The sequence below is a fragment of the Actinomadura sp. NPDC047616 genome, assembly GCF_040642915.1.
GTDB classification, from domain to species: Bacteria; Actinomycetota; Actinomycetes; order Streptosporangiales; family Streptosporangiaceae; genus Spirillospora; species Spirillospora miaoliensis.
This window is the reverse complement of sequence record NZ_JBEYTB010000024.1, coordinates 1-21,622: the sequence shown is the minus strand read 5'-3', so window position 1 is coordinate 21,622 and position 21,622 is coordinate 1. Positions and strand designations below refer to the sequence as shown.

General features: G+C 71.5%; 15 protein-coding genes. 9 read left to right on the top strand and 6 right to left on the bottom strand.

From position 1 onward, the window contains the following. Positions 1-694 precede the first annotated feature (694 nt). The 4 genes from ABZ801_RS38060 to ABZ801_RS38045 all read left to right on the top strand — a co-directional run bounded on the left by ABZ801_RS38060 (position 695) and on the right by ABZ801_RS38045 (position 4,572). Complete coding sequence (locus ABZ801_RS38060; protein ID WP_360707883.1) at positions 695-1,813, top strand: RDD family protein; 1,119 nt, start codon at positions 695-697, stop codon at positions 1,811-1,813. Between the two features lie 200 nt (positions 1,814-2,013). Then, entirely contained in the window at positions 2,014-3,309 is a 1,296-nt protein-coding gene (locus ABZ801_RS38055) for a serine hydrolase domain-containing protein (RefSeq protein WP_360707880.1), read from the top strand. A 54-nt stretch (positions 3,310-3,363) separates the two neighbouring features. Continuing rightward, positions 3,364-4,149 (top strand): alpha/beta fold hydrolase, encoded by a 786-nt coding sequence (locus tag ABZ801_RS38050; RefSeq protein ID WP_360707877.1) that lies wholly within the window; start codon positions 3,364-3,366, stop codon positions 4,147-4,149. An 81-nt stretch (positions 4,150-4,230) separates the two neighbouring features. Continuing rightward, positions 4,231-4,572, top strand: a complete 342-nt coding sequence (locus tag ABZ801_RS38045) for an MmcQ/YjbR family DNA-binding protein (RefSeq protein WP_360707874.1) — start codon at positions 4,231-4,233, stop codon at positions 4,570-4,572. 200 nt (positions 4,573-4,772) lie between these two features. Here ABZ801_RS38045 and ABZ801_RS38040 read toward each other — a convergent pair whose 3' ends face one another. Further along, positions 4,773-7,838: a BTAD domain-containing putative transcriptional regulator gene (locus ABZ801_RS38040; protein ID WP_360707871.1), complete on the bottom strand. Its 3,066-nt coding sequence runs from the start codon at positions 7,836-7,838 to the stop codon at positions 4,773-4,775. 180 nt (positions 7,839-8,018) lie between these two features. Between ABZ801_RS38040 and ABZ801_RS38035 the strand changes: the two genes are divergently transcribed. Both ABZ801_RS38035 and ABZ801_RS38030 read left to right on the top strand, forming a co-directional pair. Then, the gene (locus ABZ801_RS38035) at positions 8,019-9,266 is read left to right on the top strand and encodes an MFS transporter (protein ID WP_360707868.1); all 1,248 of its coding nucleotides are present in this window, start codon (positions 8,019-8,021) and stop codon (positions 9,264-9,266) included. A 124-nt stretch (positions 9,267-9,390) separates the two neighbouring features. Next, complete coding sequence (locus ABZ801_RS38030; protein ID WP_360707866.1) at positions 9,391-10,233, top strand: helix-turn-helix transcriptional regulator; 843 nt, start codon at positions 9,391-9,393, stop codon at positions 10,231-10,233. 114 nt (positions 10,234-10,347) lie between these two features. On the opposite strand, the gene ABZ801_RS38025 is transcribed toward ABZ801_RS38030, so the two are convergent. From ABZ801_RS38025 to ABZ801_RS38010, 4 genes are all read right to left on the bottom strand, one after another. Next, entirely contained in the window at positions 10,348-10,740 is a 393-nt protein-coding gene (locus ABZ801_RS38025; protein WP_360707863.1) for a DUF779 domain-containing protein, read from the bottom strand. Continuing rightward, positions 10,740-12,257 (bottom strand): aldehyde dehydrogenase, encoded by a 1,518-nt coding sequence (adh, locus tag ABZ801_RS38020; protein ID WP_360707860.1) that lies wholly within the window; start codon positions 12,255-12,257, stop codon positions 10,740-10,742. The genes ABZ801_RS38025 and adh overlap by 1 nt, the downstream gene beginning before the upstream one ends. Before the next feature lie 132 nt (positions 12,258-12,389). Further along, positions 12,390-13,625 (bottom strand): GAF domain-containing protein, encoded by a 1,236-nt coding sequence (locus ABZ801_RS38015; RefSeq protein ID WP_360707858.1) that lies wholly within the window; start codon positions 13,623-13,625, stop codon positions 12,390-12,392. A gap of 73 nt (positions 13,626-13,698) precedes the next feature. Further along, the gene (locus ABZ801_RS38010) at positions 13,699-15,006 is read right to left on the bottom strand and encodes a GAF domain-containing protein (RefSeq protein WP_360707855.1); all 1,308 of its coding nucleotides are present in this window, start codon (positions 15,004-15,006) and stop codon (positions 13,699-13,701) included. Positions 15,007-15,249: 243 nt separating this feature from the next. Between ABZ801_RS38010 and ABZ801_RS38005 the strand changes: the two genes are divergently transcribed. The 3 genes from ABZ801_RS38005 to ABZ801_RS37995 all read left to right on the top strand — a co-directional run bounded on the left by ABZ801_RS38005 (position 15,250) and on the right by ABZ801_RS37995 (position 20,564). Next, positions 15,250-17,067, top strand: coding sequence for an NAD(P)/FAD-dependent oxidoreductase (locus ABZ801_RS38005; RefSeq protein WP_360707851.1), 1,818 nt, complete (start codon positions 15,250-15,252; stop codon positions 17,065-17,067). Between the two features lie 55 nt (positions 17,068-17,122). Beyond that, positions 17,123-18,178: a 2,3-butanediol dehydrogenase gene (locus ABZ801_RS38000; RefSeq protein WP_360707847.1), complete on the top strand. Its 1,056-nt coding sequence runs from the start codon at positions 17,123-17,125 to the stop codon at positions 18,176-18,178. Between the two features lie 214 nt (positions 18,179-18,392). Beyond that, positions 18,393-20,564, top strand: a complete 2,172-nt coding sequence (locus tag ABZ801_RS37995) for a hypothetical protein (protein ID WP_360707844.1) — start codon at positions 18,393-18,395, stop codon at positions 20,562-20,564. A 572-nt stretch (positions 20,565-21,136) separates the two neighbouring features. On the opposite strand, the gene ABZ801_RS37990 is transcribed toward ABZ801_RS37995, so the two are convergent. Further along, on the bottom strand, positions 21,137-21,484 hold the full coding sequence (locus tag ABZ801_RS37990) for a hypothetical protein (RefSeq protein WP_360707841.1): 348 nt from the start codon (positions 21,482-21,484) through the stop codon (positions 21,137-21,139). Positions 21,485-21,622 lie beyond the last annotated feature (138 nt).

The window sequence follows — 21,622 nt, the reverse complement described above, 5'->3', positions numbered from 1 at the left end:
GAGGGTGCTCTGCGGGCCGGTGGCGGCCGGGGCGGGCTGCGCGGGGGCGCCGGGCTGGAACGCGCCGGTCTCAGTGCTGCCGGCCTCCAGGTCGCGCAGCTGTCCCTCCAGGCAGGCGGCTGTGGTACTCGCGTTCGAAGGCGCGCAGGTTGTGCACCTCGCGTTCGAGCACGACCTTGGCGGTGACCCCGGAAACGGTGGTGAGCCGCCGTCCGGATGGGCCGACCGCATCGGCAGTTGGCGCAAGGTGGCTGAAGCGCTGGCTGTGACTGCGTCCGGGTAATTCGTACGCGACGCGTGATCCAGAAGTTGGAGGACGCGGTTGAGCCGTGTCGCTTTCAGGTGAATGGCTTCGCAGCGGCGCCCGCCGGGAATGCGGTGGCGACTCTCATTTTCTGATCGAGGGTTGTGGGATGGCCGCATCTGGCCTCTTTTCGACTCTCTGCGCGAGCCCGGCCGTGGACGAGGGCGCTGGTGTGGGAGCTGTGATCGTGTTTGTGGTTCGACAAGAGTCGTCGGTTGCTTGGGTGGAGTGCCTGGCAGGGGGCGGTTAGCCGGGTGCCGGCGGTGATGCTTGAGCCGTAGCCGCGGTGGGCCGATCGTCGCTGGCAGAGCTTGAGGGGGGCGCGGACTATTGGGGTTTCGGGAGGAAGGGCGTAGCAGTTGAGGGCGGGCGTCTCTACACTCCCGCTTCGTGTATGGTCATCCGCCGCCACCCCCGCCGCCTCCGCCGTTGCCCGTGCCGTTCAGCGGGCCGCCGGGGCCGGAAGTCGAGCCGGGCGGGGGTAGTGTCGCGCCGCGTTTTCGGCGGTTGGTGGCCTGGGGGATTGACACCGCGTTGCTGTGCGTCGTCGCTGTTCTGCTCGGCATGATGACGTGGGGGCGATTGCACGCTTACGTGGCGGAGGATCTTCCGCAGAAGGCGTTGGCGGCTACCGGTGGCCTGCTGTTCTCGGGCGGGGACGTTCAGAAGGCCACCACTGACTTCGGCGCCGGAGTATGGGGGACGTTCACCAGCGCCATCTATCAGGCTCTGGCCCTTCTCGTCCTGGTCGAGTTGCTGTACCAGTTCGTGGCGCAGACCTGGACGGGGCGCACGCTCGGTAAGGCGGTCATGGACATCCGCGTGCGGGCCGCCACAGGGGAGGCGCGGAAACCCGGCAAGGGGCGCGCGTTCCGCCGTGCCGTGGTGACCACCGCGGGCGGGACGGGACTCTACTGCCTGGCCTGGATCGTTCTTCTGGAGGGCCTGTTCTTCGTCGCGCTGCTCGTCTGGCTGCTCGCCGTCGTGGTCTTCGCCGCCAACAGCCTGCCCGCGATGCTCGGCGGACGCCGCCGGACGCTGGCCGACAGGCTGGCCGGGACGGCCGTCGTCCGCGCCGGGACGTATCAGCGTGCCGTGGCCGCCGCGGTGCAGGGCGCCGGACGGGCATGGGACGGCACGCAGGCGGCCGGACGGGTCGCTCGGGACGTCGCCCGCGAGAACACCACCCGCCTCGGACAGTCCGAGCAGGTGCGGCGCGTCCTGGAGTCCGAGCGTGCGCAGCAGGTGCAGGGCATGGGCAAGCGGCTGGGCGGCCGGATCAAAGGGGCCTATCACGACCGCCGTTCCGGGCGGGCGCGTGGGGAGACGCCGCCGCTCCAGGCTGCCGACCCCAGCCCGGCCCTGCCGCCGCCGCAACCGTATTACGACCCGGCGCAGGGATCCTTCGGGCAGCAGTACGCGCCGCCGGCGCCGTACGTCCCACCGCCGGCTCCGCCTGCTCCACAAGAGGAGCGGCCGGGGCCGGACGAGCCGTACAGGGGTTCCTAGGACGTTTCGGTGTTTCGGGAGGCGCGGCTGCCCTGGGCGAGGCGTGTCTCAAAGAGGACGTACGACCGGTCGGGGGCGCAGGTGGAGGGGGAGACCGTGGATCGGCTGGTCGGGTGGGGGTGATGTGGGGGTTTTGGTGCTCCGTGGTGGGGTTGATCGGTAGGTTGGCTCCGCGATAACCGATCTTGCGGGGGTTTGGGATGGGTGCGGGGCTGACGCGGCGGGACTTCGGTAAGGCCGCCGGGCTGGCGGGCATGGGGGCGTCCGGGGCGGTGCTGCTGGGCGGGTGCTCGGAGGAGTCCGTCCAGGCGAGGTCGGCGGCGGCCGCCAAGACGTGGAAGGTCACCGGGCAGCGGGGCGCCGGGCTGGGCAGCTTCGACTCGACGATGAAGAGCTTCATGCAGGCCCGCAACATCTCGTGCGGGCAGCTGGCCGTGGTGCGCAAGGGCAAGCTGGTGCTGGCGCGCGGCTACACGTGGACGACCAGTTCCACGCTCAAGACCCAGCCGACGTCGTTGTTCCGTATCGCGAGTCTGAGCAAGCCGGTCACCGCGGCGGCCATCCTCAGGCTGGCGCAGGAGGGCAAGCTCGACCTCGGCGCCCGGGTCACGGACCTGCTGGCGCTGACGCCGCCGAGCGGCCAGACGCTGGATCCCCGGCTCAAGAACGTCACCGTCTGGCGGTTGCTGCAGCACCTGGGCGGCTGGGACCGGGACGTCAGCTTCGACCCGATGTACCGGCGCGACGTCGCGATCTCGTCCGCGCTGGGCGTGCCGCTGCCGGTGAGCCGGGCCAACATCATGAAGTACATGAACGGCCGGCGGCTGGACCACGACCCGGGCACCAAGTACGCCTACAGCAACTACGGCTATCTGCTGCTCGGCCGGATCATCGAGAAGGTCGGCGGGACCGGTTACCAGACGTACGTCCAGAACAAGATCCTCGGACCGCGCGGCATCAAGCGGATGAAGCTCGGCCGCAGCCTCAAGGCCAACGCGGCCGCGGGCGAGGTCCCGTACTACTCGCAGTACAACGTCTCCACGGTCATGAACGCGACCGGGGCGACCGTGCCGGCTCCCTACGGCGGGTTCAACCTGGAGAACATGGACGCGCACGGCGGCTGGCTGAGCACCGCGGTCGACATGGTCCGCTTCGCGGGCCTGTTCGACGCCGCGAACTCGGTGCTCAACAGCACGTCCATCGGGCGGGCGTTCGCCAAGCCCAGCATCGGAGTGCAGCCCGACGGGTGGTGGTACGGCTGCGGCTGGAGCGTGCGGAACGTCACCGGCGGGCGCAACACCTGGCACACCGGCAGCCTGCCGGGCACCCACACGATTCTGGTGCGCCGCTACGACGGTCTGACCTGGGCGGCGCTGTTCAACCAGCGCGACGACGCGTCAGGGAAGAGCTACGGCGACATCGACCTGGCTCTGCACAAGGCGGCCAACGCCGTGACGACCTGGCCGTCCACCGACCTGTACGGCAACTACTTCTGAGCCCGCACGCGCCCCTCACCGGTTGCCGGGCGCAGCGCGCGGTGTAATGGGGGCGTGCTGGTTCGCGGCCTGCTGTGGGCGGCTCAGCGGAGGCTGATCTACTTCCCGGATCCCGTGGCGCCGGTGCTGCCGCGGGTGACGCTGCCGAGTGCGCGTGAGGTCGCCTTCCGGACGGAGGACGGTCTGCGGCTGGCCGCCTGGTTCGTCCCTGCGGAGGGCGCGGAGGACGCCGCCGACGTTCCGACCGTGCTCGTCGCGCCGGGGAACGCGGGGAACCGGGCGGTGCGTGCCTCGCTGGCGGCTGCTTTGTCGGCTCGTGGGCTGGCGGTGTTGCTGGTCGACTACCGCGGTTATGGAGGTAACCCGGGGAGCCCCAGCGAGACGGGCCTGTACCGCGATATCCGCGCGGCGCATCGTTACCTCACGGCGGATATGAAGGTTCCGCGGACGCGGCTGATTTACTACGGCGAAAGCCTGGGAGCGGCGGTCGTCACCCGGCTGGCCGTGACCGATCCTCCGGCGGGTCTGCTGTTGCGGTCGCCGTTCACGGAACTGGCCGACGTCGGACGGGCGCACTACCCATTCCTTCCGGTACGGGCCTTGCTGAAGGACCGCTATCCGGTGGCCGAACAGGTTGCCTCCATTCGGACGCCCACGGTGGTGGTGTACGGGACGGCCGACTCGATCGTCCCTCCTGAGCAGAGCCGCGAGGTCGCCCGGCGGGCGGCGGGCCCGGTACGGGTGGTCGCGGTGCCCGGCGCCGACCACAACGACCTGGTGCTGCTGGACGGTCCAGAGCTCGTCGCCGCCGTCGCCGAGCTCGCCCAGAACGCCTGCTGACGGCAGGTTGGCAACGGGGTCGTGCGGACGTCGGCGAGCCCGCCGATGGCGGGTGTTTTCGGTAGAGGAAGGAATGTGGGCGTGGTGACCGTTGAGGATGTGCGGCGAGTGGCCTTGGAGCTGCCTCGGACTACTGAGCACCTGATTCGGGATCGGGTGAAGTTCAGGGTGGGGCGGATCGTCTATGTCGCGCTGTCCCGGGACGAGACCGTTATGGGGTTCGCGTTCCCCCGGGAGGAGCGGGCGGCGCTCGTGGCCTCCGACCCGGAGAAGTTCCTGATGCCTGAGCCTTCTGACGAGCGTTTCAACTGGGTGCAGGCGCGGCTCGCCGAACTGGATGCCGGAGAACTCGCGGAGATCGTCACGGAGGCGTGGCGGATGGTCGTGCCGAAGCGGGTGGCCGCCGCGCACCTGGGAGGGTGACGCCGCGTACGCGACGGGTCCTCCAGCAAGGAGGCGGGGGAGTTTCGGTAAGCGATTGGTAAGGGCCGGTTGGCAGGATGAGGGATGTCGGCGGTGGTCGAGTGCTACGGGGACGTACTCGGTCGCCTAGGGAACGTTGCGAGTATGCAGGTCAGGCCCGGGGCGGGGGCGGACGGTGGACGCCGAAGCGGGGTCGGCGTTCATCGTTCGTTGAGCAGGGCGGCCGTTTCGGTGGCCGCCGGCGTGTCCCCTAGGCGTTCGTAGACGTTCAGGGCCTCGCTCCAAGCCTTCCGGGCTGCCTCCTCCTCGCCGTTCTCGCGGTGGGCCTGTCCTAGGAGGCGAAGCGTGGACGCCAGGAAGGAGTGCCAGCCGCGGGCGCGCCAGAGGCGGACGGACTCCTCCAGGTTGGTGATGGCGGCGGTGTACCGGCCGGCGGTGAGGTCCAACTGGCCCAGGACGGTCAGGGCGTCGGCGAGATGATGCTCCAGGTTGTGGCGGCGGCTGAGGTAGACGACCGAGTTTGCGGTCGGGAGGGCGCGTTCGTCGCCGAGGGCGGCGTACAGCTTGGCGAGGTAGAGCAGGGAGAAGGCCTCGGCGTAGTGGTCTTTGAGCGTGTGCGAGATGCGCAGGGAGCCGACGAGGAGGGCGTGGCCGTTCTCGATGCGGCCCGTGAGGCAGTAGGCGGCGCCGAGGAACTGCATGGCCGTGGCTTCGAACCGGGGGTTGCCGTGGAGGCGGGCGAGTTCCAGGCAGCGTTCGAGATGTTCGGCGGCCTGTTCGGGACGGCCTTCCCCGTAGGCGACGCCCATGATGTGGTGGGCGCGGGCCTCGCCGCCGAGGTGGTCGGTCTCCTGGGCGAGGCGGAGGGCGCGGCGGGCCGTTTCCAGGGCGAGTTCGGAGTCGCCGCGGGCCGTCAGGCCCCAGCATTGGGCCACCAGCGCGTCGGCCATTCCGCGTCGTTCGTCGACCTCGGCGAACAGGCGGTACAGGCGGGTGGACGCGTCGTAGGAGGTGCCCATGGCGTCGCCGGGGCGCTCCATGGAGAGCCAGGTCGTCATGTCGTTCAGGCCGCGGAGGAGGACGGCCTCGCCGAGACGGTTGCCCTTGGCGGCGCACAATGCCATGGCCTTCTCGTGCAGGGGGACCCAGTCCTGCGCCAGGCTCCGGACGTCGAGGTACTTCTCCATCGACGCGGCCAGGTCCCAGGCGTATTCGTCCAAGCCCAGAGCGCAGGCGTGTTCGACGGCCGCGGCCATCGCGGCCCGTTCGGCGTCGAACCAGGCCATGGGGTCGGCGAGCAGCTGGTCGACCACGTCGGCCGGGAGTTCGTGGCGGGGGGCGCTGCCGTGGATGGGGGCGTAGCAGGGGCCGGGGACGCCTTCCGCGGCGCGTTCGGCCAGCGCCAGCCAGGCGCCGAGCGCCCGTTGCACGGCTGCCAGCCGGGCGGCGTCGCTTTCCTCTTCGACGGCGCGTTCGCGGGCGTAGATGCGGACGAGGTCGTGGTAGCGGTGCCGGGTCCAGCCGTTGGCGTCGGTTCCGGACACGACGAGAAGCTGGGCGTCGACCAGGGCCTCCAGGTGCGTCTGGGCGTCCCGGTAGGAGCCGCCGAGCAGCGCCGCCGCGACCCATTCGGCGAAGTCGGGGGCTTCGAGGAGGCCGAGCAGGCGGAACAGGCGGCGTGTCTCGTCGGGCAGCCGCAGATAACTGAGCCGAAAGGACGCCCGGACCGCCAGGTCGCCCGCGGTGAGCTCGTCGAGGCGGTGGTGCGCGTCGCCGAGGCGGTCGGCCAGCCAGGCCAGCGTGCGGTGCCGCCTGCGGGCCAGGCGCGTCCCGGCGATGCGGACGGCGAGGGGCATGTGCGCGCACAGGCGGGCGACGTCGGCGGCGGCCCGCGGTTCGGCGGCGACGCGCTCGGGTCCGATGATGCGGGCCAGCAGCGCGACGGCCTGCTCCTGGTCGAAGACGTCCAGGTCGATCCGGCCTGCGCCTTCGAGGCCGGCGAGCGGGACGCGGCTGGTGACCATGACCGCGCAGCCGGGGGTGCCGGGCAGCAGCGGACGCACCTCGCCCTCATCGGACGCGTCGTCCAGCAGGATCAGCACCCGGCGGCCGTTGAGGACCGTCCGCAACAGGGCGGACCGGTCGTCCAGGGACGGCGGGACGTCCTGTCCGCCGAGGCCGAACGCCCGCAGGAAACCGCCGAGGACCTCCGCCGGGTCGACCGAGGCGCCGTCCGGGCGGCGCAGCCTGGCGTACAGCTGTCCGTCGGGGAACCGCGCGGCCAGGTGGTGCGCGACGTGCAGGGCCAGCGTGGTCTTCCCGACTCCGCCCATTCCGGTGATCACCGTGACCGGCGAGTACTCGCGGGCGGTCAGCAGGCCGGTCAGTGCCCGTACCTGGTCGTCGCGGCCGGTGAAGTCGGGGACGGGCGGCGGAAGTTGCGCCGGCACGCTCGGCGGCGCGCGGGAGACGCCGAGGGCCTCGGGGGTGCGGCCGTCCTGGGCGAGCGCGGCCAGGTAGGCGGCCTGCATGCGTTCTCCCGGGTCCACGCCCAGCTCTTCGGCGACGCTTTCCCGGTACGTCTGGTAGCGGCGGAGCGCCTCGGCGGTGCGTCCGTCGGCCGCCAGCAGTTCGACCATGCCCGCTTCGAGCCGTTCGTCCAGCGGATGCGCCTCGGCGAGGGCGGCGAGACGGTCGAGCGCGGCGCCCGCGCGGCCCGCCGCGGCGGCCGCCGCCGCCAGGTCCGCGGCCGCCGCGTTGACCTCCTCGGTCACCGACCGCAACAGCGGATCCTGCACGTCCAGAATCGGTAGGTCGGCCAGCAGCGGCCCGCGCCACAGGGCGAGCGCCGCCTCCAGCAGCTCGGAACGGTCTCGGGCGTCGCCGACCGCCCGGGCCTGCGCCGCCAGAACGCGGAAACCGCCGAGGTCGACGGCCTGGCCGAATCGCTCGTCCGCGAACGTGAGGCGGTAGCCGGAGCCGTCGTGATCGAGGCTCCAGGACGGGTCGGGCGTCGGATCGATCCTGCGCAGCCACTGCCGCAGCCGGGAGATCGCCACCTGGACCGACCCCGGGTTCACCTCGTCGGGACGCTCCCGCCAGACCAGTTCGACGAGCCGGTCGGCGGGCACGGAACGGCCGGCGGCGACCAGCAGGACGCCGAGCAGGCCCCGCAGGATGGGCGAGCGGGGCGGCCGCACCGGGGCGCCGTCCGCCTCGATGAGCAGCGGACCGAGCACGCCGAATCGCAGCCTGGCAGTGTTCACCCGCCGCCTCCGTCGTTGAGCCGGCCCGGACCGTTCGGCCGGTGAGCGACCACGGCACTCCTCGCTTACACCGCTACCAGGTATAACATGACTCGGATTTACCCACGAGTCAGGAGCGGGACGGACGCGATGCGCGGCGCGGTCGGCTCAACCTCGGCGGAGGACGACCCTCCCGGAACGATGACGGAACGCGCGCTCGTGGGCGCACCGCCGATCCGGCGGGTGCGGGGCGCGATCTACCTGTGTTACGCGGGCGAGGCGCTCGCGTTCTCCGCCGTGATGGCCCGCATCCCGCACGTCCAGCGCTCGCACGGGCTGAGCGACCAGGCGATCAACGCGCTCGTGGCGCTGGTGCCGGTGCTGGCGGTCGCCGGCGGGCTGCTCGCGGCCGGGCTGAACGGGCGGACGGGCTCCGGTCTCGTCCTGCGGTGCGCCCAGCCGATCTTCTTCGCGGCGGTCGTCCTGCTGGGCGCCGTCCCCGGGACGGGGGCGCTGGTCGCGTCCGTCGCGCTGTTCGGCGTGGCGATGGGGGTCGTTGAGGCGTCGATGAACGCCCAGGCCGTGGCGATCGAACGGCACGCCGGACGGTCACTGGTCAACGGGTTCTTCGCGGTGTGGAGCGGCGCGAGCATCGTCGGCTCCCTGTGGATCTCCTTCGCCAACGGCGCCGAGCTGTCGCTGCTGACGGGCTTCGCGGTACCGGCGGCGATCGGCCTGCTGATCGCCGTGGCGACCGTCCGGATGCCGCTGCGCAAGGACGCGGAGCGCTCACTCGCACGGGCGGCGGAGCGACGCGCGGCGCGGGCGGTGCGGCGCCTGCTCGCGCCGGACGGGGACGCGGCGGGCGAGCGTCGCGGCGTCCCGGTCGTCGGGGTGCCGTGGCGGCCGCTGCTCGTCCTCGGCGCGGCGCTGGGGTGCGCGTACGTCGCCGAGGGGGCGATCGCGGGATTCGCCGTCAAGTACGTGCGGGACGAACTGGGCGGCGCGGACACCCTCGCCCCGTTGGCCATCACGGCCTTCGCGACCGCGACGGTCACGGGACGGGCGATCGCCGACCTCGTGGTGCGCCGCCGGGGAGCGGCGTGGCTCGTCCGCGCGGGCGCCGTGCTGGCCGCGTTCGGCCTGGCCGCCGTCGTCCTCGCGCCGGACCCGTGGATCGCCATCGCCGGGTTCGCGGTCGCCGGCCTCGGGCTGTGCTCGGTCGCGCCCAGCGCGTACGCCGCCGCCGCCCGTCACGACCCGGTCGGACAGGGCGTCGCCGTCGCGCGCGTCGGCGTCTTCAACTACCTGGGCGCCGTGGCGGGCACAGGGCTCGTCGCCGCGCTGGCCCCGGTGTCCGGATACTGGGCGTGCTACCTGGTGGCGGCCGTCCTCGTCCTGGTGATCGTTCCATTGGCGAGCCGCTTCGACCCCCGTCCATCCTCCTGACCCCGCGCGCAGGCGGCGCCTGATGGTGCGGCGGGAACATGCCAGAGCGTTAGATTCGCGTCGCCTTCCGTGAAAGAGGCACGTCGCGCGGTCCCTCCGGGGATGATGACGGCGGGAGGTTCGGATGCCCACGGACTATCGCGCCCCGAACATCAACGCCCGGCGTCTCGGGCTGTACCTGCGGCGGACGAGGGAACTGCTCCAGCTCTCGTACGACGAGGCCGCGGCCCGCGCCGGATGCCATTCCGACTGGCTCGTCCGTGTGGAGACCGGGTTCCTCGAACCGTCGCCCGGCGAGGTCGAACTGCTGCTGGAGCGCTACGAGGTCCGGGGGGCCGAGGTCGCCGACCTGATGATCGACCTGGCGTCGCGGCCGCGCGGACCCGGATGGCTGGCGGCGCATCTGGACGGGATGAAGGCGGAGGAGCGCGACGCGCTCATCTCCGAGTCGGAGGCGTCGGTCATCCGCACCTACGGCGTCCAGCAGATCCCCGAACTGGCGCAGTCGGAGCCGTACGCCCGGTTCATCGCGTCCGTGTCGTTCCGCGAGCCCGACCCGGACGTCCACTGGGACATGCTGCGCAACCGGCAGACCTACCGCCCGGGCGGGCGGCGCCGCTTCCTCGACGTGATCGTGGACGAGATGGCGCTGACGCTGCGGCTCGCCGACGACGTGATGGTCCCGCAGCTTCGCCATCTGCTGGCTCTCGGCGCCGATCCGGACGCCAGCGTCCGGGTCGTCCCCTCCGCGGCACCGTTCTACGAGGACCGGGCCCACTCGTTCGACGTGCTGGAGTTCCCCGGTGTCAGCGACCGGATCAGCCTGTGCCACAGCATGCTCGGCATCGGCTTCGCCTACGCCGATCTCACCGACACCTGGACCCACATCGAGCAGGGCTCGGCCCTCTGCCCGGAGGAGAGCCGCGAGTTCATCAAGGGTCTCCTCGCTGCCCGTACCGTGAACTGAACGACTCGCCGCCCCCGGCGGGCGCGTTCGACGAACCGCGTCTCGGCGGGCACGGCGATCCGCCGGTGGCCCGGGCCTGGCCCGGCAGGGGGACCAGGCCCGGGGGAACGAGACCTACCCGATGGTGGCCCCGGTGGGGGGAGGAGGTTCGGCCTCCAGGGCCTCCGCTTCCTCGTCGGTGAAGAGGCGGGAGCGGATGAGGAAGCGGACTCCCTCGGGGGCCTCCAGGGAGAACCCGCTGCCCCGGCCGGGGACGACGTCCACGGTCAGGTGGGTGTGCTTCCAGTACTCGTACTGGGCGGCGCTCATCCAGAAGGGCGTGTCGTCACCGACGTGCCCCAGGAGGACGTCGGAGGCGCCGACCATGAACTCGTCCCGGGGATAGCACATGGGGGAGCTGCCGTCGCAGCAGCCGCCCGACTGGTGGAACATCACCGGCCCGTGCCGGGCGACGAGACCGGCGAGCACGCGCGCGGCGGATTCGGTGAGCCGGACGCGTTCCACCATCAGAAGAAGCCCAGGCGCTTCGCCGAGTAGCTGACCAGCAGGTTCTTGGTCTGCTGGTAGTGGTCGAGCATGGCGCGGTGGTTCTCGCGGCCGATGCCGGACTGCTTGTAGCCGCCGAACGCGGCGTGCGCCGGGTAGGCGTGGTAGCAGTTGGTCCACACGCGGCCGGCCTTGATGGCGCGGCCCATGCGGTAGGCGGTGGAGCCGTCGCGGGTCCAGACGCCGGCGCCGAGGCCGTACAGGGTCTCGTTGGCGATCTTCAGGGCCTCGTCGACGGAGTCGAAGGTGGTCACCGACACCACCGGCCCGAAGATCTCCTCCTGGAAGATCCGCATGTCGTTGGTGCCCTTGAAGACGGTCGGCTCGATGTAGTAGCCGCCCTCCAGGCCGTCCACGGTGCGGGGGCCGCCGCCGGTCAGGACCTGGGCGCCCTCCTTCCGGCCGATGTCGATGTAGGACAGGATCTTCTCGTACTGGTCGTTGGACGCCTGCGCTCCGATCATGGTGGCCGGGTCCAGCGGGTTGCCGGCGACGATCGCCTCGGTGCGGGCCAGCGCGCGGGCCATGAACTCGTCGTAGATGGACGAGGCGATCAGGGCGCGGGACGGGCAGGTGCACACCTCGCCCTGGTTGAGCGCGAACATCACGAAGCCCTCGACGGCCTTGTCGAGGAACTCGTCGTCGGCGGCCAGCACGTCGGGCAGGAAGATGTTGGGGCTCTTGCCGCCCAGCTCCAGCGTCACCGGGATGATGTTCTGCGACGCGTACTGCATGATCAGCCGGCCGGTGGTGGTCTCCCCGGTGAAGGCGATCTTGGCGATGCGGGGGCTGGACGCCAGCGGCTTGCCCGCCTCCACGCCGAACCCGTTCACCACGTTCACCACACCGGGCGGCAGCAGGTCGGCGATCAGCTCGATGAGCAGCATGATGCTGGCGGGCGTCTGCTCGGCCGGCTTGATCACCACGCAGTTCCCGGCGGCCAGGGCGGGGGCCAGCTTCCAGGTGGCCATCAGCAGCGGGAAGTTCCACGGGATGATCTGGCCGACGACGCCCAGCGGCTCGTGGAAGTGGTAGGCGACGGTGTCCTCGTCGATCTGGCTGATGCCGCCCTCCTGGGCGCGGATCACCCCGGCGAAGTAGCGGAAGTGGTCCACGGCCAGGGGCAGGTCGGCGGCCAGGGTCTCCCGGACCGGCTTGCCGTTCTCCCAGGTCTCCGCGACGGCCAGCTTCTCCAGGTTCTCCTCGATGCGGTCGGCGATCCGGTTGAGGATCAGCGACCGCTCGGCCACGGACGTCGCGCCCCACTTGTCGGCGGCGGCGTGCGCGGCGTCCAGCGCCTTGTCGATGTCGGCGGCCCCGGACCGCGCGACCCGCGTGAACACCTGACCGTCCACGGGCGACGGGTTGTCGAAGTACTCGCCCCCGACGGGCGGCACCCACTCGCCGCCGATGAAGTTGTCGTAGTGGTCGGCGAACGCGACGACGCTGCCCTCGGCGCCCGGCTTGGCGTAGACCATGAATGTCCTCCTCGCACCCGGTGTGAACCGATGTGATGCAGGACACTCTGCGACGGGAAGGTTGCCGAAAGGTTGCCGCGGGCGCCGGGGTGCCGCCGGGGTGCGGGGGCGGCCGGCCGCGTCCGCTGGGCGTCAGTCGCGTAGGGCGGCTTCGATGCGGGCGGCCGTGATTCCGCGGCGGCCGTCGGACGGGGCCAGCAGCCTGTGCGCGTGCTGGTGGACCTCCAGGTCGTAGCGGTGACGTTCGCCATAGGCGAGGGCGTGCTCGGGGACGGGCGAGGCCAGCACCGCCTTGCGTACCGCGACCTCCAGGTAGTCACGCCAGCGCACGATGCCGGGGGCCTCGGAGTCGGGCAGGAGCGGTCCGGTGTAGCGGTGCACCGCCGTGGTGGTGTCGCCGGAGGCGAGGGCGTCCAGGACGGCGGACGCGTCGCAGACGATGGGCTCGGTCAGGACGTAATGGCGTTGGGCCAACGCGCCGCCGAGCGCGGCCCTCAGGTGCGAGACCTGCGCCTTCAACGACGTCATGGTCACCGGACGGTCGCCGTACAGGGCCTCGCGCAGGCGTTCCGGGCTGAAGCCGTCCGGCTCCAACGCCAGGAGGGCGAGGATCTCCAGCTGGCGGGGGCGCAGGGGGAGGGGCGCGCCGTCCCGCAGCGCCCGGACACCGTCGCCCAGGCAGTCCAACCGGACGCGCGGCGCGGTGACGGGCGGCAGCGCGGCGGCGGGCAGGCGGGCCAGCCGGTCCTCGATGCTGGCGGCGAGCGTGCGCACGGTCGGCATGACCATGGGGTGCGAGCGGTCCCAGGTGCTGGACAGGTCGAGGACGCCCAGCAGCCGTCCGCCGGGGGCGCGCAGCGGCGCCGCGTAGCACACCCAGCCGTGAAGCGCCTCGACCAGGTGCTCGGCGGAGAAGACGGTGGCGGGACGGCGGTCGCGAAGGGCGAGGGCGGGGGCGCTGGTGCCCATCGCCGCCTCGTCCCAGCGACCGCCGGGTGCGAAGTTGACCCGTTCGGCGCGGTGCCGCATGACGCGGCCGCCGTAGGTCCACAGGATGGTGCCGTCGGCGTCGGTGACGGCGGCGACGAAGCCGGCCTCGTCGGCGATCGCGCGCAGCTCACCGGCGATCTCGGCGACCGGCCCCGCCAGCGGTGACGACCGCCAGCGGTCCGCCACGTCCGGCACGGCCGGTGCGCTGTCGCGGTGCGGGTCGACCACGACGCGCGAACGGTTCCAGGACGCGGCGATCTCCTCGCGCAGCGCCGGGTCGTGGCGCGTCCGGGCATGCGGAACGCGCTCGGCCACCAGCCGCGACCATTCCCGGACGAGCCGCGTCCGCCGGTCCCGCAGAGCACCGTGTGCCGCCATCTGGATTCCTCCTGGCCGGACAAGCCCGACAGGCCCGATTGTTACACCGTGTCGTGCATCGGGTCCATGACCGTCACGGCTCGGCCCCGGGCCGGGCGGCGAGCGCCCGGATTCCGGGGGTGGCGGACTCCCGGACGAACCGGCAGGCCGAAAGCTCTTGCCGCAGGCCCATGCGGACGCCCCTGGCCAGCCGGTACGGCTGGGATTCCACGAACGCGCCCAGCGAACGGCGCAGGCGCGACACCTCCGCGCGCACGGTGACGACGTGTTCGGCGTCCCCGTACAGCGCCCGGCTCAGCGCCTGCGCCGACAGCCCGTCCGGCCCGGCCGCGTGCAGGAGGAGCAGGATCTCGGCGTGCCGGGTGGTCAGTGCGCACCGCCACCGCGCGTCGCCGGACCGCACCTGCAGGACGGGCGCGTCCGCCAGGTCGAGGTCGAGCATCATGGGCCGGGCGCGGGTGGACGGGCGGACGAGCCAGCCGTCCGGAAGCCGTTCGGGAACGCACACCCCCAGCCCCGGGACGGCGAGCGCGCGGCCCTCGGCCGGCACCGCGACGCGTTCGGTCGCGGCCACGCCCGAGCTGTGCGCGACCCAGCCGTGGTCGTCCACCAGCAGGAGCGGTTCGGACGACGTGGCCAGCAGCGGCGCCGCCGACTGGCGCAGCCGCTCCAGCCGCCGCTGGTGACGCTGCCACAGCCGCGACTCGGCCAGCCGGGTGCCGGTGTTCACCAGCGCGCCGACGGCCGGATGCAACGTCAGCGCGGGACCGCTGACGTCGATGATCCCCAGCAGCTCCGCGGTGCGCGGGTCGTGGACGGGGAACGCGGAGCAGTACCAGGGATGCTGCGCCTGCTCGAAGTGCTCGGCCGAGAACAGCTCCACCGGCGCCGCCTCGGCCAGCGCGGTGCCGATCGCGTTGGTGCCGACGCGGGCCTCGGTCCAGGTGGTGCCCTCGCAGAAGCCCAGGTCGTCGGCGCGGCGGCGGACGGCCGAGGAGCCGTGCCGCCACAGGATCACCCCGTCGGCGTCGGTCACCACCAGCAGCATGTGCGAGGCGTCGGCGACCGAGCCGATCAGCTGGCCCAGCTCGTCGATCACCTCGCGGAGCGGCGAGCCGTGCCGCCGCCGGGCCAGCTCGTCGGCGTTGAGCGGGTCGCGGATGTTCTTGTCGTCCGGGTCCAGGCCCAGACGCATGACCCGCGACCACGACCGTGCCACCACGGCGCGCGGGCGCACCGGCGGCGCGGCCCGCTCGCCGCCGATCACGGCGTGATGCGTGCGGACCAGCTCTCGGGCGTAGTCGGGCAGGCTGGTCCCCGGACGGACGGCCCCGTGCACGCGCACGACCTCACCTCCCAGGTCGGGCGTTACGGCTGGCACCGGCCCACCTCCCAGGCCGGTGCGTTGCCCCAGATTTCCCGAAGCATAAACGCAAATTGTGACCCTGGCCACAATTCGTGCAATCCGCTGCAACCCTTGTCGCCCGCGCTCCGTGCGGAATGTGATCGGTGTTACACCGTCCACCGGAGACCGGACGGGTCCGGACATCCATCCCCGGTGCCCGGAGACATCCGGAGACATCCCGAGACCCCCTGGAGAAACCACGGAGAAGGGAAGGCGCAGGTGAGCAACGCTACGCCCGCCGCCACCGCCGGTATCGACGCGCGGACGCGGGTGCGGTCCTGGCTGGCCGGCTTCGAGTCGGCCCTGGCCGCCCGCGACGTGGCCCGCGCCGCGGCGATGTTCGCGCCCGACAGCTACTGGCGGGACCTGGTGGCCTTCACCTGGAACATCAAGACCGTGGAGGGGCGCGACGGCGTCGCCGGCATGCTGGCCGCCTGCCTGGACGGCACCGACCCGTCCGGCTTCACGATCACCGAGGAACCGGTGGAGGCGGACGGCGTCGTCGAGGCGTGGCTGGCGTTCGAGACCGCCACCGGACGCGGCATGGGCCACCTGCGGCTGACGGACGAGGGGGCGTGGACGCTGCTCACCAGCCTGCGCGAGCTCAAGGGGCACGAGGAGCCGATGCGGGAGCGTCGTCCCAAGGGTGTCCGGCACGGTGTGGTCCGCGGCCGCACGTCGTGGGGGCAGGAGCGCGCGCTGGAGAGGGCGCGGCTGGGCGTCGAGGAGCAGCCGTACGTCGTGGTCATCGGGGGCGGCCAGGGCGGTATCGCGCTCGGCGCACGGTTGAGGCAGCTCGGCGTGCCCGCGCTCGTCCTGGAACGCAACGATCGTCCCGGCGACTCCTGGCGCAAGCGGTACAAGAGCCTGTGCCTGCACGACCCCGTCTGGTACGACCACCTGCCCTACCTGCCGTTCCCCGACAACTGGCCGGTGTTCGCCCCAAAGGACAAGATCGCCGACTGGCTGGAGATGTACGTACGGGTGATGGAGGTGCCCTACTGGACGAGGGCGAACGTCACCTCCGCGTCCTGGGACGACGACACCGAGCAGTGGAGAGTGCACGTCGACCGTAACGGCGAGCCGATCGTTCTCACGCCACGGCATCTGGTGTTCGCCACAGGGATGTCCGGCAAGCCGAACGTCCCGTCCTTCCCCGGCATGGACGTGTTCGAGGGGGAGCAGCACCACTCGTCCCAGCATCCGGGCCCGGACGCCTACGCGGGCAAGCGGGCCGTGGTGATCGGCTCCAACAACTCGGCGCACGACATCTGCGCGGCCCTGTGGGAGCACGGCGCCGACGTGACGATGGTGCAGCGCTCGTCCACGCACATCGTCAGGTCGGACTCGCTGATGGAGATCGGCCTGGGCGCCCTGTACTCGGAGGAGGCCGTCCGCAACGGGATGACCACCGACAAGGCCGACATGGTGTTCGCGTCCCTGCCGTACCGGATCATGCACCGGTTCCAGATCCCGCTGTACGAGAAGATCAGAGAGCGGGACGCCGACTTCTACGACCGCCTGGAGAAGGCCGGGTTCGCCCACGACTGGGGCGACGACGGGTCCGGCCTGTTCATGAAGTACCTGCGCCGCGGCTCCGGCTACTACATCGACGTGGGCGCGTCCGACCTGGTGATCAACGGCGACGTCAAGCTCGCCCGCGGCCAGGTCTCCCACCTGACGCGCGACGCGGTCGTCCTGGAGGACGGCACCGAACTGCCCGCCGACCTGGTCGTCTACGCCACCGGATACGGCTCGATGAACGGCTGGGTCGCCGACCTCGTCGGGCGGGAGACGGCCGACAAGGTCGGCAAGTGCTGGGGCCTGGGCTCGGGCACCACCAAGGACCCGGGCCCCTGGGAGGGCGAGCAGCGCAACATGTGGAAGCCCACCCAGCAGGAAGGGCTGTGGTTCCACGGCGGCAACCTGCACCAGTCCCGGCACTACTCCCTCTACCTGGCGCTGCAGCTCAAGGCCAGGTACGAGGGGATCCCCACCCCCGTGTACGGCCTGCAGGAAGTGCACCACCTCTCCTGAGCACGCAGGCCCTTCATCTCACCCCCAGGCCGAACACGAACGAGGAGGATCAACGATGAAGGCAGCCCGCTTCCACGGGCCCGGCGACATCCGCATCGACGACGTTCCGGAGCCGCGGACGCTGCCGGGGACCGTCCTCGTGGAGGTCGAGTGGTGCGGCATCTGCGGCACCGACCTGCACGAATACCTGGAAGGGCCGATCTTCGTCCCGCCCGCCGGCGCGCCGCATCCGCTCACCGGCGAGACGCTGCCCGTCACACTCGGGCACGAGTTCGCCGGAGTGGTCCGCGAAGTGGGCGACGGGGTGGACGACCTGCATCCCGGCGAGCGCGTGGCCGTCGAACCGTACATCGTCTGCGGCCATTGCGACCCCTGCGAGCAGGGCAGGTACAACGTCTGCCAATCCCTCGGATTCGTCGGGCTGTGCGGCCGCGGCGGCGGGTTCTCCCGCTTCGTGGTGGCCGAACGCCGATGGATTCATCCGCTCGGCGACCTCGGCACCGACGTGGGCGCGCTCGTCGAGCCGCTGGCCGTCGCCTGGCACGCGGTGCGGCTGTCCGGCGCCCGCCCGGGGCAGACCGCCGCCGTCTTCGGAACCGGCCCCATCGGCCTGGCCGTCATCGCCGCGCTGCGCGCCGCCGGGGTCGAGCACGTGATCGCCGTCGAGCCCGCGGCCGCGCGCAAGAACAAGGCCGCCGCGGTCGGCGCCGACGAGGTGATCGACCCGTCCGGCGTGAACGCGACGGAGGCGGTGCTGGAGTCGACCAAGGGACGCGGCGCCGACGTGTCGTTCGAGTGCGCCGGGGCCGACGCCGTCCTGCGGTCGGCCGTGCTGTCCACCCGCGCCGGGGGCACCTGCGTGAACGTCGCCATCTGGGGGCACGAGGCGCAGGTCGCCATGAACGACCTGGTGTTCCGCGAGGTCGCCGTCATCGGCAGCCTCGCCTACGCCGGCGACCACCCCGCCACCATCGAGATGATCGCGAACGGGCGGATCGATCCGTACCCGTTCATCACCGGACGGATCGACCTGTACGACATCGTCAAGAAGGGCTTCCGGGAGCTGATCGACAACAAGGAGGAGAACGTCAAGATTCTCGTCCGTCCCTGAGCCGCGGGCTCCTCGGGTGTCGGGCGCGGTCGGCCCGGCCAATGCCCCGGTGCCGGGTTCGCCGCGGGGCGCGTCGCTAGGTTCGCGCGGGTTTCGCCGCCGGTCAGGGGGCTGACCGGCGGCGAAACCTCGGGTACTTTCGCGATCAAGAACGTCCGTCGATCTTGACGGTCGCGGACGTCGGCCCCTGCCCCCGCCACCCGAGGAGCTCCGCTTGATCCAGCGCAGAACGGTGCTGAGGGGAGCCGTCGGCGGCACCGCCGCCTCCCTGATCGCCGCCCCCGCCACGGCGCACGCCGACCGGACGTCCAAGTCCGGGCAGCCCTCCCGGCGCATCGACCGCAAGGCCGTCGTCGACCGGCACGCCATCGAACGCACCGCCAGCGACCCGGAGCTTCCCCTCCAGGTCGGCAACGGCGACATCGCGTTCGGCGCCGACATCACCGGACTGCAGACGTTCCTGCCGTTCGCCACCATGTCCCAATGGGGCTGGCACGAGGATCCCCTGCCCGAAGGCCAGAACCTGGACGACTACAAGGGAACGGCCTGGGACACCTACGGCCGTCCCGTCCGCTACTGGACTGACGAGGCCGGCCACCCCGACCTCTACAACTGGCTCCGGGGCAACCCCCACCGCATCAACCTCGCACGCATCGGCCTGTCGCTGCGCACCTCCACCGGACGCGACGCCACCGAAGACGACCTCACCGACCGCCACCAGCGCCTCGACCTGTGGACCGGCATCCTGACCAGCCGGTTCACGTTCGACGGCGCACCCGTCACCGTCGAGACCGCCTGCCACCCCACGCTGGACGCCATTGCGGTACGGATCGACTCACCCCTCATCGAAACGGGGCGTCTCACCGTCTACGTCGACTTCCCGTATGCGACCGCCAAGGGCCAGGGCAAGTTCTCTGCGCCGTTCGTCGGCTTCTGGGACCGTCCGGACGCCCACACGACGACGCTGACGCCGCAGGGCGCGACCCGGGCCCGCATCACCCACCGCATGGACGACACCACCTACCACGCGGCGCTGACCTGGAACGCCGCCGCCGGAAAGCTCACGCGGGACGCCCCCGGACGGCACCGCTACACCCTCACCGGCGCACGCGGTCGACGCCTGGAACTGTCCTGCCTGTTCACCCCGGACGACACCCGCATCGGCGCCCCGCCCGCCGCCGCGGTGAGCCGCGCCGCCGCCGCGCGGTGGCCCGACTTCTGGCGTTCCGGCGGCGCCGTCGACCTGTCCGGCAGCCGCGACCCGCGCTGGGAGGAACTGGAACGCCGGATCGTGCGCAGCCAGTTCGCGCTGGCCGTCAACGAGAGCGGCGCGTACCCGCCGCAGGAGTCCGGCCTGGTCAACAACGGCTGGTACGGCAAGTTCCACATGGAGATGGTGGTGTGGCACGGCGCCCACTACGCGCTGTGGAACCGCTGGCCGCTGCTGGACCGCAGCCTCGGCGTCTACCGGAGCTTCCTGCCGTCCGCCCTGGAACGTGCCAAGCAACAGGGCTTCCGCGGCGCCCGCTGGCCGAAGATGACCGCTCCCGAGGGACGCGACTCGCCCGGCCTGCAGAACGCGCTGCTGCTCTGGCAGATGCCGCACCCGATCTTCTTCGCCGAACTCGACTACCGCGCCCACCCGACCCGCGCCACACTGCACAAGTGGCGCGACATCGTGTTCGCCACCGCCGACTTCCTCGCCTCCTACGCCTTCCACGACCGCTCCACCGGCCGCTACGTCCTCGGCCCCCCGGTGATCCCCGCCAACGAGCAGAGCGACCCCGCCGTCACCAAGAACCCGGTGATGGAACTGTCGTACTGGCGCTTCGGCCTGCGAACCGCCTCGGCATGGCGCCGGCGGCTCGGCCTGGCACCCGACCGCCGCTGGAACGAGGTCCTGGCCGGGCTGGCGCCCCTTCCGGTACAGGACGGCAAGTACGTGCTGTACGAGGGCGTCCAGGACATGTGGACCAAGCACACCACCGACCACCCCGACCCGATCGCCCCCTACGCGATGCTCCCCGGCGACGGCGTCGACGTCCCCACCATGCGAGCCACAGCCCACCAGGTGTACGAGAGCTGGCCCGTCGACGACCTCTACAGCTGGGACTTCCCCGTCCTGGCGATGAACGCCGCCCGCCTGGGCGACCCCGCCCGCGCCGTCGACTTCCTCCTGCACCCGAAGTTCGGCTTCACCGACGAGGGTCTACCGGCGAGCGGCAAGGAAGGCGTCCCCTCCCCCTACTTCCCGGGCGCAGGCGGCCTCCTCTACGCCGTCGCCCTCATGTGCGCAGGCTGGGACAACGCGCCTAACCGCCACGCCCCCGGCTTCCCCACCAAGGACTGGACCGTCCACTGGGAAAACCTCTCCCGCACCATCTAACCCACCTCGGAGGCGCCCTGCCCACGTCTCGGCATCGGCAATCCGGTGACCCCCAGGGCGCCTCCGAGCCCCCGCCCCCCGACCGCAGCATCAACCACCTGCACCCCTCGGTCGCCCCCGCCGCCCCGGCCGGCGCCGCCACGCCTCCCTGTTCCTCAGCATGATCCTGCTTGGTGTCATTGCTGGGGGCCGCGTCGCCCCACGGATCCAGGCCTCGCAATACGCGGGCAATGCGAGGGAGCGCACAGTGCGTCTATCTCCGCTGGCAGGGGGCAGCGACGTGACTTGGAGGGCCGCCGGGCCCTCGCCATACGCCGCCGAGCGGCTGGAGCCGCGCATCCGATGCCGACCTGCTACTTCTCCAGCGCGCAATGTCGCAGACCGGGGCGGCGGCCATAGTCCAGGCCGGTCAGCCCATGCCACGGCACCACCAGGGCCGAGCACGACGCCCCGATCCCTTGTCGGCCACCTACTTGCTGCACCCACGGCACCCGAAGGCGCGAAACCGCCGCACGCACATCAAACGTCGCCACCACTGCAGAGGACCACGCGCGGCGGATCAATTGTGAGCGTCAATGATCATTGCTGGAGGGAATCGGAGCCTCACCGACCGCCGCGAGCAACTCAATGGGGAACTCCGGATCGTTCTGGCCAACGGCGAGCGCAATCCACCGGCCGGCATCCGGCCGCCGCCAGACGAGCATCTCGCCGCTGAGAACGCAGAGCGTTTGCATCGGCTCCGGAGCCGGGCTCTCACCCCACAGATAAGGTTCCAGATCAATCGATTCCGGCCTGCCCCACCGTGCCGTCAACGCGGTCACCAGCTCATGAAGAGCGGCGTCGATCTCCTCCTCGGCCGCCTCGACGGTCTCCTCACTGCGATCGTCCCAGAAGTCCTGGCTGGCCAGCAGGACACTCACGTGGTAGCCCGGCCCGCTCAAGCGCTCGCCCTCACGTGTGTCCTTAGACCGTGTCTTGATTGGCGATCACTCGTTTGATCAGGCGTGGCGAGCTTCACTGAGCGACTGGTTCCTGACGAGCTATGGGAGTTGTTCCAG

Excerpts from the sequence above, each read along its gene's own strand:
- ABZ801_RS38055 (WP_360707880.1), top strand. The coding sequence starts at position 2,014 with ATGGGTGCGGGGCTGACGCGGCGGGACTTCGGTAAGGCCGCCGGGCTG.
- ABZ801_RS38035 (WP_360707868.1), top strand. The coding sequence starts at position 8,019 with ATGACGGAACGCGCGCTCGTGGGCGCACCGCCGATCCGGCGGGTGCGG.
- ABZ801_RS38030 (WP_360707866.1), top strand. The coding sequence starts at position 9,391 with ATGCCCACGGACTATCGCGCCCCGAACATCAACGCCCGGCGTCTCGGG.
- ABZ801_RS38025 (WP_360707863.1), bottom strand. The coding sequence starts at position 10,740 with ATGGTGGAACGCGTCCGGCTCACCGAATCCGCCGCGCGCGTGCTCGCC.
- adh (WP_360707860.1), bottom strand. The coding sequence starts at position 12,257 with ATGGTCTACGCCAAGCCGGGCGCCGAGGGCAGCGTCGTCGCGTTCGCC.
- ABZ801_RS38015 (WP_360707858.1), bottom strand. The coding sequence starts at position 13,625 with ATGGCGGCACACGGTGCTCTGCGGGACCGGCGGACGCGGCTCGTCCGG.
- ABZ801_RS38000 (WP_360707847.1), top strand. The coding sequence starts at position 17,123 with ATGAAGGCAGCCCGCTTCCACGGGCCCGGCGACATCCGCATCGACGAC.